Origin of the sequence: Chryseobacterium sp. CBo1, from assembly GCF_001693475.1 — a bacterium.
Taxonomy (GTDB): domain Bacteria; phylum Bacteroidota; class Bacteroidia; order Flavobacteriales; family Weeksellaceae; genus Chryseobacterium; species Chryseobacterium formosense.
This window is the reverse complement of the sequence record NZ_MAUH01000009.1, coordinates 37511-54937: the sequence shown is the minus strand read 5'-3', so window position 1 is coordinate 54937 and position 17427 is coordinate 37511. Positions and strand designations below refer to the sequence as shown.

Genomic DNA, 17427 nt, shown 5'->3' with positions numbered 1-17427 from the left:
CAATGTCAATGATCGAACCTGCGTAATATGAATCTAGTGGAATCTCCATATCTGCGTAAATCAGCTACATGTTATTTGCATAAAAAGGATTATTCCAATCATCAAACCCGTAAAATAGATTACAGCAGAGTTCATACCTGTGTAAATCAGATATAGTTCATCAGCATAAAATAGGATAATGCCAATCATCAAACCTGCGTAAAATACATACAGCTGGAGTTCATACCTGCGTAAATCAAATACAGGTCATCTGCAAAAAATAGGACAATATCCATCATCTAACCTGCGTAAAACAAATAAAGGTCAAAATCATTGCAAGCTGACTTACAATTCGACAGGTAAATTCTCACTTTACAAGCAATCATAATTTTTCTTTCACAATCAAAGGCTTCACTTCCATAATTTCTTAATAATAACAATAGAAGTGCAAAACTGCTGATTATTGATGCTATAAAACGTATTTTAAAGCTCCAAAAAATCTGCATCCTTTGTATAGCAAGATGTGTCTTTGTATATACAAACTTTTCAAGTTTTATATCCAAAGACGATCTTGCCTTTTTTTCAAAAAGGGGAAAAAAACTGCGGAACTTGTTTTTTTGTTTTTAATTAAATTTTGGTACAAGAATCCAAATTAATCCAAATCATTCTTTTTTAATCCTGGGAAGTTTCCAAACTAATCCAGATTATTCTTATTTAGCCCAAACCCATTGAATACTATTGTTTTAGAAGGTTTTAACGCCCAATTTTGTCACAGAATTTTTAATCAAAATACTAATGAAAAAATTGAGTCATCTTCTACTGGCATTAATAGTAGTATCAATCCAAGGTCAGGTCGGCATCAATACCGAAACTCCAGAGGCGACTTTAGAAGTGGTAGGAAAACCAAATGATGTCAATCATTATGACGGAATTATTCCTCCACGAATTACAGGAAATCAACTCGCTGCAAAGACATATTCATCTACAAAAAAAGGAACTGTCGTCTTTGTAACATCTCCGGCTAACAATTTATCAGGACAAGTCATTCAAATAACTGAACCCGGATTATATTATTTTGATGGCAATTTGTGGCAAACATTTTCAAAAGAAAAGCAACCCACTGAATATAGAATTCTATTGACGTTTGACCATACCAGTACTGCGGCTCTTAGTGCAACTTCTACATGGTCCGCTCCGGTTAATTATAATGGAAATACAAATAATTATTTAACCGCTTCTAAATACTATACCATTGGGACCAAAAATTATGGAGGCTTAAAAGGATCCGTATCATTCAGAAAAGTTAATGGTATCGTCAATGTAAAATTTCAAATATTCAGGTCGACTGATTCAGAACCAATTACTTCCGACGCACTTATAAATATTCCGGATATCTTTAGTGACATAGGGTATATTCCTAACCAGATTGTTTTTTTACATCCTGAGAATTCAACAATGCTTATTCCTGCCTTGCTTGAAAATTTCACCATAAAAATTCCTCAAGCTTCTTTAGGCGCAATATCAACATCATATTATACTTATGGAGAAGTTCAGGGCTACTCAAATTGGATCAGACCCTATCTACACTAGGACGCTAAAATTATAGCAATTAATACAAATTATACACAGTTAATACGATTCTTAAGACCAAATGAATTTTAATAAAAAATAAAATGAAAACATTAATTTATTTTTTTCTGCCTTTCATAGCAACAACAATACAGGGACAGATTGGCATCAACACCCAGACGCCCGAGGCTACTTTAGAAGTTGTAGGGAAACCAAATGACACCAATCATTATGACGGGATTATTCCTCCAAGGATTACAGGTAACCAACTCGCAGCAAAAACATATTCATCTGCAAAAAAAGGAGCTGTCGTGTTTGTAACATCTCCAGCTACTAATTTATCCGGTCAGGTTATTCATATCACAAAGTCCGGGTTGTATTATTTTGACGGTGATCTATGGAAGTCATTTATAAAAGAAGACCCACTAAATACAGTTGCACTCAAGGGCAACACTTCTACGGTTGAACTTATTGTCAAGAACAGTCTGCATCTTAATTTTGATGAGAAAGAAAATTACATACTGGGAAATTCCAGAAGTCCAATCACCGGTGACTACAATTCTATTTTTGCAACCGACTCTAATATAACCTCTGGAAAAGGAAATTCCGCTAGTGCTTATTGTTTCTGCAGGAGGGGCGGGAGCAATGACGAAAATGAAAAGTGCAGCAGGAAAAATGGCAAGCAGTGCTAAAACAGCAATATTGGCTGCCAAAACAGGAGGAGCTTCTGTAGCAGCAAGTGCAGCAGCAGGTTCAGCATCAGGCAGAGTTCAAAGAGCGATGAAAAAAGGAAAATAAATGTTGTACGAATGACCAACAACCAAACATTATCAACCAACAACTAAAATAAAGATGCTTATCAAAAATATAGAACAAAGAATCAAGATCAACAAGGTCATTTCTTTATCCACCATTGCTTTTGCTGTTTTCATTGTCATTGCCGGATTTTTCTTTGCATACAGAATGATCGAGGATTCCAGAAAATCAATTTACATTTTAGACAATGGCGTTCCGGTTCTTGCCAAGCAGACTGATGTCCTGCTGAACCGACCTGTTGAATATAAAGCTCAAATTGAATTATTCCACAGATTGTTTTTCACACTCGCTCCCGATGATACCTATATCAAGGATAATATTCAAAAGTCATTGTATCTTATTGATGACAGCGGAAAAAAGGAATATACGAACCTAAGGGAAAAAGGATTTTACAATCAAATAATAGCTTCCAGTTCGATGGTCAGTATCCATACCGATTCGATTACGCTTAGTATGGAACAAAAGAAATTTAGCTTTTTCGGTAAGCAGATGATCACAAGAAAATCTTCTGTCATTACGAGGAAGCTCATCACCGAAGGTTTCTTTGAAGACATCATCAGAAGTCCCAATAATCCTCACGGTGTGATTCTTAAAAACTGGCGAATCATCAATAACGAGGAACTGTCCAATCAAAATAAAAATTCTTACTAAAATGGAAACTACATTAAAACAAAAGGGTCAGAAATGGCTGCAGTGGGCAGTTCAAAATCCAAAGAAATTCTTCACGTATTCAATGATTCTACTGTCGGTTTCATTTATAGGGTCTCTAATTCAAGGTATCTTTTTCCCTTCCGAAACAGCATTTAAAATAAGACCTCCGGTTCTCTATTCTAAAAATAAGTCGAGTCAAAATCTATCTGTCAACAATGATAAAGAGATGGAAAAAATAGTACAAGAACTGAAAACTTTAAAAGTGAAAAGAGACAAAAACGCACTGAAAAAAGAAGACAGTTTACGAATTGACTACTTGTTCAACCAATACCAAAAATTAAAAAATGGACATTAAAAAAATAAATTTTAAAGAAAAAAAATATGTTCTGCCTCTTTTGGCTCTGCCATTTCTTTTTCTTTTCGGCTACGTAGGAGCACAGTTTCTCAAAGAAGATACTTCTGAAAAAAATAAACCAAAAGAATTGTCACTATCACTCGGCGATACGCAAGATTCCATTATGACCAAAAATGATGCGTATGATGCTTTTTTCAAAAAAGAGGATAACAGAACGATGCTTGGTGGTTTGGATAAAGAAGAAGATAGTTTATTGAACTATGATGACCAATTGTCACTGGACCAAAAAAGAAAAATTGACTCCTTAAAAGCAGAAAACGGAAGACAAAACAGATACCAGGCAAAAGAAAATCAATCCTCGTATTACAAACCAAATCAATCACAGAGGGATGACAAAGATTACAACAGGTCTTCAGAAATCATTAAAATGCTGAATGACAAATCTTACGGGAACCAAGAAGATAAATACGCAGATACACCAAAAGAAAAGACACAAAGTGTCCAACCAGACCCTGTAAAATATCTGAAAGAACAAATGCTCGTGATGGATTCTTTAGAAAAATCCCGTGATCCTGAGTACCAAAGTAAACTCGCAGCAGAACAAAAACTGAAGTCCAATAAAGAGAAAATGGAAGATTTTCTTAATTCAACTTTCAATGTGAGCAAATCCGGAATCAACAGTGGTTTCAATGCTTTCTATAAGGAGAAAGAAAACAGCTTTATCAAAGCGGTCATTGACGAAAATAACAAAGGCTTTCTTGGAAGCAGGATTAGGTTCCGATTGTTGGAAGACATCTTTGTCGGGAACAAAAAAATAATCAAAGGTTCGATATTATACGGACAAATCTCAGGATTTTCAATGCAGAGAGTCAATCTCAACATTGTATCTGTATTCACAAAAGGAGAAATCTATCCTGTCAATCTTTCGATTTATGATGTTGACGGGATGAAGGGATTGTACGTTCCGCAAAGCGTTTTCAGAGATATGATGCGGGAAATGGGAAGTAACTCAGTACAAGGAACTCAGATGGATATGGGCGGAAAAGGATTTTTCTCAAGCATTGGATCCAGCCTGTTTACATCAACATCTAAATCTATTGCCAACCTGATCAAAGAAAATAAAGCAAAACTGAAATACAACTCATATGTCTTTTTGATCGACGAAAATCAATTGAAAGATTCACAAAACCAACAAAAAAAATAAAACAATGAGAACTTTATTATACACCCTTTTAATATTCACAGCTCAATTTTTCACGGCTCAAACTGCAACCAAAGAACAGATTGTTTCCGATTTACCTGAGATTGAAATTACCGAAGGCATCAACCTGCATATTATCTCGCCTGAGCCCATTCAGTACGTGGATTTGTCAACAGAAAAACTGACTGGAGATTTGCCTTCTACAAACATTGCCAGAATAAAGATCACAGACCATCCTGATTCTGACGAGAAAGGAAAAATCAATATACCTTCCGTTTTTGTTAATGGAAATACTATTGGGATCATTACCGTTGTCGCACAATCTTTCATTGCACAGTATAAAGTGGTGCATAGAAATCAGGATAACCTCAATACGATTACCAATATTCATATACAGCCCGAAGCGATGCAGCCTGTAGAATTTGATAAAATGGTGTTCTCTAATCTTGAACTGAGAAAATTTTCGATGGATATTATTCGAAAAAAATCTGAAAAAAATCCGATTAGAGAAGAAAAAAATCTAAAACTCAGCTTCCAGCTCAATAATGTCTATGTGATGAGTGCTTATATTTTTTTAGATATGACCATCAAGAATAATTCTAATCTGAACTATGATATTGAGGATTTGAAATTCTCCTTGGAAGACAAAAAAATACACAAAGCCACCAATAACCAAAGTGTAGATCTAACACCCATTTTACAGCTCAATCCGCAGAAACACTTCAGAAAAAATTTCAGGAATATTTATGTTTTCAAAAAATTCACTTACCCAAACAGTAAAGTGATGATGATTCGCTTGATTGAAGAACAGCTCTCGGGGCGCACCATAGAAATGAAAGTCAACTATTCAGATATTCTGAAAGCAGATACCTTTTAATATTAAGACTATGGAAAATTTTACAGTTATGCTGTGTTTTGCACTGGTGATATTACTATTTACCTACCATTCTGTTGCTATAATTATTATTTATAAAAAACGAAAAGAATTTATCATTGCCTATAAAAGGGTGTTAAACCTTAAAGATTGGTGTGATAAAATATCTGAAGAGCCAGGTCACTCATACATTATCGAGAGTGTCGAAAAAAGAGGAAATGAATTAATAAATAAATTGAATCTGTTGAATGCCAAACTTGTTAAAATACAGGAACATCATAAAAATTTGCAGGAACGGCAACAGAAGCTACACGATAGTTTACTGGAAGAACACAAATTACTGAATCAATATTTCGAAAATTATTCTTAATGCAAGAGCAACAACACCAAATAAAGATCTATGGCTTTCTACAAAAAGCGGTGTACGCAGTCGTAGCACTCGATTGTGCTTCGCTTTTCTACCTTAATGCCAATGTTCCGGTAGTATCAAACTTGTTGAAAAATTTTTCAAAGTTGAGTTTTATCTACCCTCCTATCAATGCCAAATTTGCAACATTGATTCTGATTGGATTAGTGGCTGTCGGAACAAAAGCCAAGAAAAAGAAAGACCTTAATATTAGTAAAGAGATTATTGCTCCTATGATTTTGGGATTGCTGATGATTTTTTCTTCACTGGTTTGGCAGAATGAGGCAGGAAATGAAAAACTTCCAAGAGTGTTTCCCGGATTTAATCTCTATCAGGGAATCTATGCAGTTCTTTCTTTTTTAGGGGCAGTTATTCTTCAAATGGGTGCAGATAGTATTTCAAAACTGATGCAGCAGAAAATGGGAAAAGACCGATGGAATGTTGAAGAAGAATCTTTCGACCAAAATCAGGAATTGGTAACATCGGATGTCACAATCAATATTCCATACTTGTTCCGTTACAAAAACAAAAGCAATAAAGGTTGGATGAACATCAATCCTTTTAGAGGAACGATGGTCATTGGAACACCAGGTTCTGGTAAATCTTTTGGTGTGATCAATCCTGCCATAAGACAAATGATTGCAAAAGGTTTCTGTCTCTGCATCTACGATTTTAAATTTCCTGATCTAGCACAGATTGCATACTACCATTATTTGTTGAAAAAAAGTAAGGAAGCAGACTACGATTACAATTTCCACGTCATTAATCTGAAAGAGGTTGAAAAATCAAAACGAGTCAATCCATTTCACAAAAAGTACATCCAAACTTTAGCAGAAGCCCAGGAAATGGCAGAATCAATGGTTTCATCTCTACAGAAGGGAGGTTCGAGTTCCGGAGGTGGTTCTGAAGCTTTCTTTACCCAATCCGCCATCAATTTTCTGTCTTCCTGTATTTATTTTTTTGCAACATTTGAAAATGGAAAATATTCTGATCTGCCTCATATTCTTTCCTTTATGAACCGCAGTTATAAAGAAATTTTTGACACACTTTTTACCAACGAAGAAATTTTCTCTTTGCTTTCGCCTTTCAAAACGGCGTATGACAACAAAGCGTTTGATCAGCTGGAAGGACAAATTGGAACTTTGAAAATATTCCTTTCCCGATTGGCAACTAAAGAAAGCTTTTGGGTGTTTTCGGGAGATGAAGTGGAATTGAAGATTACTGATCGTGAAAATCCATCCATTATCATATTAGCATCAGATCCGGGAACACAGGATATTAACTCAGCCCTTTATTCCTCGGTGTTAAACAGGACTTTAAGATTGATCAATTCCAAGCACAATTTACCGGGAGGAATTATCGCAGACGAATTTCCGACGATTTATATTCATAAAATTGATAACATCGTGGCCACTGCAAGAAGCAATAAAGTTGCTGTAATGCTTGGATTACAAGAAATTCCGCAGCTCAGACAGTTCTACAAAAAAGAAGTTGCAGATACTATTTCTGCGATTGTTGGAAATATTATTTCCGGTTCTGCCAGAGACAAAAATACATTGGATTGGTTGGAAAAACTATTTGGGAAAATTAAACAGAAATCATACTCACAATCAATTTCACAGCAAGGGACGACCACCAGTATTAATGAAAAGATGGACAATATGATTCCTGCCGGAAAAATTGCGGCTCTGAAAACCGGAGAAATGGTTGGAATGATCGCACAGGGAGAAGAAAATGATGCTGAGGAATATAAAACGTCTGCAATTAGTGGTAAAATTAACCTGGATATGAAAGCGATTCAAGAAGAAGAAAAAAACTATGTTAAAATGCCATCTTATTACTCTTTTGTAGATAAAAAAGGGGTTAACCGCAAAGAAGAAGTGCTGATGACCAACTTTAGAAAGATCAACAAAGAAGTGGAACTCATTGTGAATGAAAATATTAAAGCTGCGTAAAATGAAAAAACTAAAATACACATTTACATTGATGGCGCTGTTTTACAGCTGCTTATGCTTTGCCCAATTCAATACGATTACACCAACAATACCGAAAAAATCTGAAAATCCAAAGGTATCCGAAAAATCTAATATTGAAGATCCGGTAAAACAAAAGAAGGCTAAGAAATCTTGGAAGCAAGTTTTAAATATCACCACAAAATCAGATTTAAAAAATGAAACCAAAGGTTCGACGAAGTGGTTAACGAGTCAAATAGATTCACTGAAAACACTGATTAAAGAGTATAGCAGTGTAAAAGAAATACGAAAAAATGAGTTTGAAAAACTGAAAGATTCTTTGATGCTGCAAGCACAAAATAGAGTAGAAGAAACAAAGAAAGCATCAAAAAAACAAAACTTTTTTACAACGTATGATTTTGTAGACGAACCTGCAGCATCTTTTTCAAAAATTGTAATGCCTCTTAAAAACAAGATCACCATTACATCTTCTTATGGGACAAGAACTCATCCTATTTTCGGAACAAAAAAAACGCACAACGGCATCGACCTTAAAGCCAGTTATGAGAATGTCTATTCTGTAATGGATGGAATTGTTACAGCAACCGGTTGGGATTCTAAAGGCGGAGGGAATTTCATAAAGGTAAAACATTTTAACCGTTTCGAAACTTCCTATCTACATCTTTCAGAAATGTATTATCGAGCTGGAGAAATAGTAAAAGCTGGATTTGTCATCGGAAAAAGCGGGAATACCGGAAACTCCACAGGACCACATCTGCATTTTTCGGTGAAAGAATTCGGACAAAACATCAATCCTTCTCATTTTTTAAATGACCTCATAAAAGTAAACAATTTAATAGCAACATACAATGAATAACATAACCTTACCTACCGATGAACTGAAAAAATACGGAATTATTAATGAGGATAATTCTTTCTCTAAAAAGCTAAATATAGAGGATGTTCAGAAATTTCTGCAAGGATATACCATCGTTGCAGACCACGACAAAAACAGGGCGACTTTTCAGCTGACTGATAATAATACTAAACTGAAGGTCATCTTTTTGGAAAGAGATAAAAGTATTTCTGACATCCTCGAAAACAGTAAAAATAATATTCAATATACTGATGTCAAGAATGTTTCTAAATCTGAAAATGAACTGAGTTTCGAAAAAAAAGCTTTCATTTTTGACAAAGAGACCGAAAAAGTAGTTGAATTTGATTTCATTAAAAATGCAAGAGAATTGACCGCAATTATTGCAGATAAAAAAAATACAGAAGAACTTAACCGTTACATAGCAGAACTTCTAAAACTTAAATCTTTTCTGCAAGATAAAATTGTTCAGTTCCCAGAAATGGCAAAAGAAATTACGAATGATTTGAATATTGTATCCAAAGAATTTAATACAGTTGCTGGAATCTCTGAAAAGCAAAATCACTCTCAAAAGCAGGAAAAATCAGATTTACAACTAAATGTGAACGACCCTGATGTCTATCAGGATGCCAATCGAATGAGAGATGAGGAAAGCCAAGAGCAGGACGAGGAAATACCAAAGTCAAGAGGTTTTAGAAGATAGCTTAATAGGTGGAAAAAATGGAAGACAATCTAACCTGGTTTGATAAGAATATAGTTCCCAGAACGAAGGCTTATAAAAATTTTGTGAAGGAAATTGAAAACACTTCACCTGAACAGTTTTTTCGGGACGGAGAGAGGCTGTTTACCGATAGAGAGAAAAAGTTTATGGCAATTCATCAATCTAAGGGAAAAGAATTTATTCAAGGTTCAAATTTTACATTGAAAACATTTTTCAATTCAAATCAGGGTTTCCCTATTGAGGATAAATTTAATACTACCGCTGAATTAGTCAGATTTATTGAAAAGCAGCAACTAGCCAATAAACATTTGATTTTGCAAAATAACAGGGAGTCTACTGAAATTGCTATAAGTAATGAGTCCATAAAACAGAAATTTCTCTCTGATCTCTGGGCTCAGGAATTGGAGAAAAAAACTGATTTAAGTTCCGGATTGACCTATACGCAAATTGATGAAAAGCAAGCTCATCATTATCGAAATTATGAAGTTGAAGCTGTAAAGTTATCATTAGAAGGGGTTCATCAAATTGAAATGACTGATCTGGAAGAAAATGCAGACTTTTTTTCAGATGAAGGCTTTGAAGAAAATTTAACCCCTGCATCTGACCTTCCGGACGGCTGGACCTGGAACGATTACGATGATGGGAGTGGCTCGCTGAAGAGTCCAAGCGGTCATAGGTATTACAGCTATGATCTGCAAACTCAGGAATATACATTACCGTACGGTCGGCGAGAATGGACAGGTATGAGAGATTTTTATGATGCTCCAAAAAGTTTGAACGAATTCAAAAGCTATGTCGAAAACGACTTAAAAGCAAAAGCGGTGCAAAATAATCTTTATCCGAAACTTTCCGAAGAGGAAAAAAATGATATTCTCAAATACAGGATCTTTATGAAAGAAAACGAATTCATACTGGAGAACTTGCAGATCACAGCGAGCCAAAGAAAAGCTTATTCAGAGAAAATGGAATTCGGAACAACAGATGGAGATTATTCTCTTACAAAGGCACAAATGGACACAATCCCAAATGTTATTGATGGTCATACGTTGTCAAAAAATGACAAATACGAATTGGCTTTCGGCCTATTGGAAAAACAGCTATATGGGGAATCCTACGAATTATTGGATAGCGGTGAAATTCTAAAAAATTATCTGGATGAAAATGTTTTTTCAAGAAACAGAATATTAACAATGAATGATATAAAATTTAACAATCAAACCCCAAACATTATGGAAACACAGAACGAATATGAACCATCTCAGTATCCGAAATTTCAATTAAAATATCTTGGTTTCGGAGAAGGAGAACAACTGCACAAAGATTTAGAAAACGGAATTAATGCTCCCGAAAAAGAGTTCGAAATTAAAACCACTTCCGACAAAACGATGCCCGGAAATGAAATGGAATTCACGTTAAAATTCAATAAGATAGAAAATGGAAGTGTCTTTATGAATTTTTATAATGCTAAACTCACTAAAGCAAATGGCGACGTTATCTCCCACAATTTTCCTGTTAACAGGGTGAATACATTTACTGCTAAAGAAGCAGTCAACCTTTTGGAAGGGCGTACGGTAAAAATACAATTTCACAATCCGAAAACAGAAAAAATAGAACCTGCATTTGCCAAACTGAATTTTAACGAACCCAAAACCGAAAAAGGAAATTACAATTTCCAGAATTTTTACAAAAATTATGGAGTTGATACGGCTCAGATCGTAGAAAAATCCAAACTGATCTTCGATAAGCCGGAATGGAAGGAAAGTACCATAAAATCTTTGGAAAAAGGAAATATCGTGAAGGTAAAATTTGAATTGGATGATAAAGTAATAGAAGGCAAAGCGGTGCTGAATCCGCAATACAAAAATCTGAATCTGTATGATTCTGATATGAACAGAATCAATACCAACAAGCCTTTAGAAGGTTTGGAACAAGACAACAAGCACGAAAAAAATAACGTGAAAGAACAAAGTATTAAACGATAGATAACACTTACAACCAATCATTTATTTCCCAGCGGTAAGTCAAATTAATTAGGCTGCCGCTTTTTTAAACCCTATATCTATGAAAAAACTTTTAATACTACCCAGCTTGTTTTTTCTTTTTGTAAGCACTTCCTGCCACAAAGAAATCAAATCCGAAAAAGGAGGAATCGATGTTGTCTCCAATGTATATTTTGATGTTTCCAAAAATCTGAACAATATCCAAAGTTTTCATTTGTCAAGCCTTAATTATTCAGGAGATTCCATAATAGAAAGGATTCCGGATGTTGATGCTCCCGAAATAACCCAACAGATTTATTTCATTAAAGATTCATTGTGCTATACTATTGAAAATGAAAATCCCGGCAAAATTATTCTGTCAGACATCATAAAGAAACAAAAGCCGCTTTCGGTTGAAAAGAAAAAAGGAGGAACATTGTTTTCTCAGGAAAAAATCCCCAATTACAGAAACAGAAAAAATCTGAATGATACGGTTTTGTTTAAGAAAAAATACAAACGATTTGAAATCAACTCACCTTGGATGTACACCCGGTTTTACATTTATCCAACGGATACTATTTTACCGTACTCTATTTACAAACACGCGGAAAAGGACTACCACGGAAGGCTCGAAAGGATTGATTCTTACAATAAAAAGACGGACATATTCGTGACGCTTCAATTAATATCAAGAAAAAACTGGGACAGTGAAGCCAAAGAAATTTTTGAATTTAACCACTTCATAAAAAACAGAAAAAAGTGAAAGATGAAGATTTTTTTAATGAGATAAATGATGACATTTCTGTAGTTGAAGGAAATAAAAAGGAACTTATTGTTTTCACAAACAGTAAGGATATGCTTTCATTCTTGGAGCTTCTTCAATTGAACAAGCAAGTCAATAATAGAACAATTATTACCTTAAATTCCGGTTCCAATAGCAAAAAGTTCCTCAATAGATACCAGAATTATGATGGCAAAATGTTTTTATGTCTGAGCGGGGACAGAACAGGAAATGCAATAACCAGAAAAATTCTTACAGAATTTAATGGCAAAAATATCAAAGACGTTCGTCCGTTGTATGAAATTTCTGAAAATGGGAATCAAGACCTGACCGAATATTTAGAGAATAAACTCAATTTTCAAGATAAAAATACTAATTTAGTTGAACCAAAAATTTCTGAAAATGAAAGCAATGCAATTGAATCCGGAACAACATCCGATCCTCAGCAAGTGGGAAACGGAACACCTGAACAAAACACTGGAGAACTTGGCTCAAAAATCCAATCCGAGCAAAACGGAAGTTACGAAAGCGGACAAGCAGTGGGCAGCAACAATGCTGGAAATGGACTTGCAGGCACAGAACGGAGCGATTTGGGAAACCGAAACCGAGGAAGAGGATCCAATGGAGGAACACAACCGCAAAATGATGAAAAAAACGAGGGAAGAGAATATTCCTTGGGCGGAATCGTATCCGGGAGAGCTATATCCGATAGAAGAAGATCCGATAGAAGACCTTCCGAGGTAAGTGAAAATTCAACAAATAAGGTAGAGCTAGATGTTCTCATTTCAAAATATAAAGGGCGAAAACTTAATAATGAACAAGTTGCGGAAGTAGTTTCTGCAGCTTGTTTTGTTTCTAATGACAACAGAATTCTTCTCAAAGAAAATCTGAAAGTCACGGATGATTTAAAAGAAATCTGCAATCAATTCCAAAGTGGCGGAACCGCAAAAGAAGGCAGAGGGATTTTAGATGAATATTACACACAAGATAAAATTGTCGATGCAGTCCGCAATTTAATCAAAGACCATTTCAAAACTCAAAAAGAAATTTCTGTTTTAGAACCCAGCGTTGGTACAGGAAATTTTATCTATGCCACTCGCGAATTATCTGTAAATTCTAAAATTACAGGCTTTGAAATCAACGAAACCACGGCGAAAATTGCAAAAATTCTACATCCCGAAGTCGAGATCAACCTTCGTTCGTTTGAAACTGAATTTATTGATGACAGAGGTAATAAAAAAGACTCAAAAGATTTTTCAGAAAGATATGATTTGGTCATCGGAAATCCGCCTTATGGCGAACATCGTGGGCTTTACAAAGGATTAGGCGAAGAACCTAAAATTTCAAAATACGAAGATTATTTTGTTAAACGGTCATTAGATTCTTTGAAACCCAACGGCGTTTTGGCGATGGTTCTTCCATCAGGTTGGCTCAACCGACAAAAGAATTTACAGAATGCTAGTGTTTTGGAAGGTTTCCGTTTACCCAATGGCGCTTTTGCAGGAACACAAATCGGAACGGATATTATCATTCTCAAAAAAAACAATCACCAGATTTCTGCGGATATTTCCAAATATTTTGAAAATAATCACACAAGAGTTCTCGGGGAAAACCGTGAGAAAACCAATCGTTTTGGGCGTTTGGAAAATTATATCCACGGAAATTTGGATGAAGCTCTCTTTAAGATTGAACAATTTAAAAATAAAAAAGAAACCGAGAGAATCGGAAATCTTTTTGAAGATTTGTTTTTAGAAAATACTGAGTCCAATTCTGTTACAAAAGTTCCTGTAAAAAAAGAAATTATTGCGGAGAAAATAGATGAGTTGAATTTAACAGAAACTCAAGAAAAAATTGAATTGGTACTTTCTAAACTCAATAACATCAAGTTTAAATCTCCCACCATTACGACTGAAATAAGAAAGTATGAAAAACTGCGCGAAGATTTAATCACAAAACCAGCATCGTTTTCAGAAGAAAAATTAAAAGAATTGATAGAAAAAAGTGATAGAATAATTTCTATTCACAATACGAGAACTGAGAAGGAATATAAAGTCCAAACGGAGCCTTCCATAAAGAAAGGAATTTTAAAATATCAATTCTCCAAACAGGATGAAATTGTAAATACTTCCTTGCAAAATAGTTCAAACATTACGAAAGAACAAATTGAAGCATTCAGAGATACATCTTACGATGGAACGCTCAACAATCACGAAAAACATTCCAAATTTTCAAATTATTCTGATGGAGTTTGGATTCACGATTTTTATTATGCAGAAGGAAATATTTATGCGAAGTTAGAGCAGCTCGAAAAAGATTTTGCAGATAAAAATGCTGTTGGTGGAACGGAAAATCAGTACGAAAAACAAAAAGCATTATTAGAAAATGTTCTACCAAAAGCGAAATCTTTAGATGAAATTTATATCAGTCCGAACCACGAGTTCGTGCACAAATTTGAGTTAGGCCAAATAGAAAAAGACCAATATAATCATATTACAAAACGTACCGAATCAGTCATTGTAGATTACAATCTTGCGGAAAGATTCAAAGACTTTGTAGGCACTTTGTCAAGTGAAGCCTTTGCGGGTTCTTCAGCTTGGGAAGTGCGAAGCTTTGTAGATAATGAAACGGTTACAGGAAGCGATAAAGAGCGAAATGCGTTAGTCAGAGAAAGACGAAAAGCTGCTGCGAATGATTTGTTTTACAAATTTGTACGTGAAGAATTATCAGATGACATTAGAACTCGTTTTGTAAAAGATTTTAACCGCAATTACAATAACATCCACGTTCCGGATTATTCTAAATTCCCATTGTTTTCAAAGATTCATAAGAATTTCAAAGGAAAGGAATTTAGATTAGCAGAGGTTCAGAAGGCGGGAATCGGAAGACAGACCACAAAAGGCGTAGGACTTTTAGCGCACGAAGTGGGTTATGGAAAAACATTGTCCGGAATCCTTTCAATGCACGAAGCAATGGAAAGAGGAAATGCGAAAAGACCAATCATCGTAGTTCCGAATGACAGCATTATGAAACAATGGGTGGAAACGATTTTTGAAACGATTCCCAACGCGAAAGTTAATGTTTTAGGGAATTTGGGGAAAGATTATGACCTTTCAAAATTTGATAATAAAGACGGAGAAATAACCATCGTTACTTATGAAGGTTTTAACAATATTGGATTTTCATCAGAAATAACCGAAGAACTTTCGTCAAAATTCAGTTACATCTCTGCAAGTGAAATGAAGGGCGTTACCAATACCGAAAGAGACCTCCAAATTGAGTTTCAGAAAGAAAAGGAGATTGAGGGAAAAATGAAGCGTGGTAAAATCTATGACTGGGAAGATTTTGGATTCGACCATTTGACTTACGACGAAGTTCACAATGCCAATCATATTGTAGGAAAAGTAAAAATTGAGGACCGAAGATTTGCGTCCGATTTTAGAAGTCAAAACCAACAGACTTCCAAACTGGGAATCAATACCTGGATGGCAGCTCAGTACATTCAAGACAAAAACGACGGAAGAAATGTGACCTTGCTTTCCGCAACGCCTTTTACCAACAAGCCTTTGGAATATTATTCCATTCTTTCTTTAATAGCAAATAAAAGATTAGAAGAATCGGGATATTTCAACGTCAATACTTTCTTCGAGACCTTTATGGAAGCGGATAATGATATGGAAATTGATGCAAAGGGTGATGTGAAATTTAAAGCCAACGTTCGGAGATTTAAAAATAATTCGCTGTTTCAACAATTACTTTCGGAATTCATTGATATAAAAGGAGAAGAAGACAATCCTGAATTAATTCGTCCCAACAAAATTAACAAAGAATATAAAATTGAACAGAATGATCTCACAAGAGAACAGTATGAGCTGCTCAATGAAAATTTCAGTGAGACTGAAAAAGGAGCAATTTTAACACATATTCTCAATGCCAGATTGATTGCTATTTCACCGTATTTATCGCCATTTTATGATGGCGAAGAACCTTCAATAAAAAAATTCATAGAAAATTCTCCGAAGTTAAAAGACACGATGGATTTGATAAGGCAGAACAAAAAAGATCTTCCTGACTCAGGACAAATTGTGTATTCTGAATTAGCAGTTGCTCAGTTTCCAAAAATAAAAGAATATCTCATAACAGAAATTGGTTACAAACCCGAAGAAATCGGAATCATTACCGGGGCGACCAATAAAAACCAAAGAATTTCTATTCAAAATGATTTTAATGAAGGAAAAATAAAAGTAGTTATTGGAAGTGAAGCCATTCAGGAAGGAATGAACCTTCAGGAAAACACAACCGATGTTTATATGCTTACGTTGCCATATAATTTTACGTCACTCCGACAAGTGGAAGGACGAGCCTGGAGGCAAGGAAACAAGAACGAAAATGTGCGGGTTAATTTTATGCTGACCAATGACAGTATTGATGTGTTTATGCTTCAAAAACTGCAATCCAAACAGGCAAGATATTTAGAAGCAATGAAAAAAGGAGCCGATGTTTTGGATATTTCAGACATCAGGACTCAAGAATTAAAAACCTCCATCATTACCAATCCCGAAACCAGAGCCAATATCGAAATCGAACTCATTAAAAAGAAGATTGAAAGTGAAAAAAATAAACATTTGGCCGATAGTGCATTTGTTCTGAGAAAATATGAAGATGTTTTGAAAGTAAAAGAATTGGTAACCCAAGCCGAGCATTCATATAATAGAATTGAAGGCTATTCGAAAAATGGCGATGCAAATGCTGAATATTGGGCAACCCAATTACCATCATATCAAAAAACAATTGAACTTCATAAAGTTCAAGTACAAGAAGTAATTGAAAATTTAGCTCAGAAAGGAATAGATGTTACTCAAATTGAATATCAAACCAAAATGACTGAAGATAAAATTGCGGAACTGGATAAAAAGCTGGAAGAGCTTCCAGCAGTTAGAGAAAATTTAGTAGTTCAATACAGAATAGAAAAAGAGGAACAGCTTAAAGCGAATGAAAATAGAAATTATGTGAGAGAAAGAGCGAGGGAAAATACAGTTTTATATAACAATTTAACAACAGTAGATTTTATAGATAAAGTATTAAACCAAAAAGAGAATATTTACTTAGATAATTTTCAGAATGTTGTCCGAAGAAGGTAGTTATTTATTTGTATATAGCTTAGTAAGATATATTTATATTGATTGTTTAGTACGGATTATTAAAAGAGATTTGTGCTTTGTAAGATACTGTAGTATAAATAATTTTTTTTAAAAGTCTTGTTAGTAATAAA

Annotated in this window: 14 protein-coding genes; all 14 read left to right on the top strand. The window is 34.8% G+C overall.

Annotation, left to right across the window (positions count from 1 at the left end; all coding sequences use genetic code 11):
- Positions 1-774: 774 nt before the first annotated feature.
- The 14 genes from BA768_RS07285 (at position 775) to BA768_RS07225 (ending at position 17296) form a co-directional block, all read left to right on the top strand.
- A complete protein-coding gene (locus tag BA768_RS07285; RefSeq protein ID WP_034975954.1) occupies positions 775-1569 on the top strand; it encodes a hypothetical protein in 795 nt (264 codons plus the stop codon).
- Positions 1570-1652: 83 nt separating this feature from the next.
- On the top strand, positions 1653-2240 hold the full coding sequence (locus tag BA768_RS07280) for a hypothetical protein (protein WP_065720262.1): 588 nt from the start codon (positions 1653-1655) through the stop codon (positions 2238-2240).
- The gene (locus BA768_RS21040) at positions 2203-2346 is read left to right on the top strand and encodes a hypothetical protein (protein WP_228388334.1); all 144 of its coding nucleotides are present in this window, start codon (positions 2203-2205) and stop codon (positions 2344-2346) included. Before BA768_RS07280 ends, BA768_RS21040 begins: the two co-directional genes overlap by 38 nt.
- A gap of 54 nt (positions 2347-2400) precedes the next feature.
- Positions 2401-3015 (top strand): conjugative transposon protein TraK, encoded by a 615-nt coding sequence (traK, locus tag BA768_RS07275; RefSeq protein ID WP_034975926.1) that lies wholly within the window; start codon positions 2401-2403, stop codon positions 3013-3015.
- Between the two features lies 1 nt (position 3016).
- The gene (locus tag BA768_RS07270; protein ID WP_028123304.1) at positions 3017-3370 is read left to right on the top strand and encodes a hypothetical protein; all 354 of its coding nucleotides are present in this window, start codon (positions 3017-3019) and stop codon (positions 3368-3370) included.
- Positions 3366-4574: a conjugative transposon protein TraM gene (gene traM, locus BA768_RS07265; RefSeq protein WP_028123305.1), complete on the top strand. Its 1209-nt coding sequence runs from the start codon at positions 3366-3368 to the stop codon at positions 4572-4574. The genes BA768_RS07270 and traM overlap by 5 nt, the downstream gene beginning before the upstream one ends.
- A gap of 4 nt (positions 4575-4578) precedes the next feature.
- Entirely contained in the window at positions 4579-5448 is an 870-nt protein-coding gene (locus BA768_RS07260; RefSeq protein ID WP_028123306.1) for a DUF4138 domain-containing protein, read from the top strand.
- 10 nt (positions 5449-5458) lie between these two features.
- A complete protein-coding gene (locus BA768_RS07255; RefSeq protein WP_028123307.1) occupies positions 5459-5815 on the top strand; it encodes a hypothetical protein in 357 nt (118 codons plus the stop codon).
- Positions 5815-7806, top strand: a complete 1992-nt coding sequence (locus BA768_RS07250) for a type IV secretory system conjugative DNA transfer family protein (RefSeq protein WP_034975924.1) — start codon at positions 5815-5817, stop codon at positions 7804-7806. Before BA768_RS07255 ends, BA768_RS07250 begins: the two co-directional genes overlap by 1 nt.
- Position 7807: 1 nt before the next feature.
- Positions 7808-8680: a M23 family metallopeptidase gene (locus tag BA768_RS07245; protein ID WP_051879935.1), complete on the top strand. Its 873-nt coding sequence runs from the start codon at positions 7808-7810 to the stop codon at positions 8678-8680.
- Positions 8673-9380, top strand: a complete 708-nt coding sequence (locus BA768_RS07240) for a hypothetical protein (RefSeq protein WP_034975922.1) — start codon at positions 8673-8675, stop codon at positions 9378-9380. The genes BA768_RS07245 and BA768_RS07240 overlap by 8 nt, the downstream gene beginning before the upstream one ends.
- Positions 9381-9397: 17 nt before the next feature.
- The gene (locus BA768_RS07235) at positions 9398-11380 is read left to right on the top strand and encodes a hypothetical protein (RefSeq protein WP_051879934.1); all 1983 of its coding nucleotides are present in this window, start codon (positions 9398-9400) and stop codon (positions 11378-11380) included.
- 79 nt (positions 11381-11459) lie between these two features.
- Positions 11460-12140, top strand: coding sequence for a hypothetical protein (locus tag BA768_RS07230; RefSeq protein ID WP_034975921.1), 681 nt, complete (start codon positions 11460-11462; stop codon positions 12138-12140).
- On the top strand, positions 12137-17296 hold the full coding sequence (locus BA768_RS07225; RefSeq protein ID WP_042279187.1) for a helicase-related protein: 5160 nt from the start codon (positions 12137-12139) through the stop codon (positions 17294-17296). The genes BA768_RS07230 and BA768_RS07225 overlap by 4 nt, the downstream gene beginning before the upstream one ends.
- The last annotated feature ends 131 nt before the right edge of the window (positions 17297-17427 follow it).

Excerpts from the sequence above, each read along its gene's own strand:
- traK (WP_034975926.1), top strand. The coding sequence starts at position 2,401 with ATGCTTATCAAAAATATAGAACAAAGAATCAAGATCAACAAGGTCATT.
- BA768_RS07255 (WP_028123307.1), top strand. The coding sequence starts at position 5,459 with ATGGAAAATTTTACAGTTATGCTGTGTTTTGCACTGGTGATATTACTA.
- BA768_RS07280 (WP_065720262.1), top strand. The coding sequence starts at position 1,653 with ATGAAAACATTAATTTATTTTTTTCTGCCTTTCATAGCAACAACAATA.
- BA768_RS07260 (WP_028123306.1), top strand. The coding sequence starts at position 4,579 with ATGAGAACTTTATTATACACCCTTTTAATATTCACAGCTCAATTTTTC.
- BA768_RS07245 (WP_051879935.1), top strand. The coding sequence starts at position 7,808 with ATGAAAAAACTAAAATACACATTTACATTGATGGCGCTGTTTTACAGC.
- BA768_RS07250 (WP_034975924.1), top strand. The coding sequence starts at position 5,815 with ATGCAAGAGCAACAACACCAAATAAAGATCTATGGCTTTCTACAAAAA.
- BA768_RS07285 (WP_034975954.1), top strand. The coding sequence starts at position 775 with ATGAAAAAATTGAGTCATCTTCTACTGGCATTAATAGTAGTATCAATC.
- BA768_RS07240 (WP_034975922.1), top strand. The coding sequence starts at position 8,673 with ATGAATAACATAACCTTACCTACCGATGAACTGAAAAAATACGGAATT.
- BA768_RS07230 (WP_034975921.1), top strand. The coding sequence starts at position 11,460 with ATGAAAAAACTTTTAATACTACCCAGCTTGTTTTTTCTTTTTGTAAGC.
- BA768_RS07235 (WP_051879934.1), top strand. The coding sequence starts at position 9,398 with ATGGAAGACAATCTAACCTGGTTTGATAAGAATATAGTTCCCAGAACG.
- BA768_RS07270 (WP_028123304.1), top strand. The coding sequence starts at position 3,017 with ATGGAAACTACATTAAAACAAAAGGGTCAGAAATGGCTGCAGTGGGCA.
- BA768_RS21040 (WP_228388334.1), top strand. The coding sequence starts at position 2,203 with ATGAAAAGTGCAGCAGGAAAAATGGCAAGCAGTGCTAAAACAGCAATA.